Annotated in this window: 1 protein-coding gene; it reads right to left on the bottom strand. The window is 47.2% G+C overall.

What is annotated here, in order from left to right; genetic code table 11:
- On the bottom strand, positions 1-356 hold a 356-nt coding region (locus CXF61_RS14000), incomplete at both ends, for an Ig-like domain-containing protein (protein WP_193834169.1).

Genomic DNA, 356 nt, shown 5'->3' on the forward strand with positions numbered 1-356 from the left:
CATCGCTGATGGTGTAGTCAAATTCAACTTGACCATTAAAGTTGGCTTCTGGGGTAAAGGTAATAGCGCCGTTAATATCAATCTTGACCACGCCATTATCTACGGTAATGCTTTGCGCGACCCCTGGGGTCAGTGCCGTACCATTAATGTTGATGATGCTTAAACTATCGCCATCAATATCGCTATCACCTTTGAGTGGATTGAGGGCTATGGATTCGTCCTCATTCACCGTGTAGCTGTCATTCACCGCAATCGGTGCATCATTCACTGGGGTGATAACGATATCTAAGGTGCTGCTAGCGGTGCCGCCATCATTATCGGTGACGGTGTAATCAACAGTGGGGACTGTGCCATTA

Source organism: Psychrobacter sp. 4Dc (assembly GCF_002836715.1).
GTDB lineage: Bacteria > Pseudomonadota > Gammaproteobacteria > Pseudomonadales > Moraxellaceae > Psychrobacter.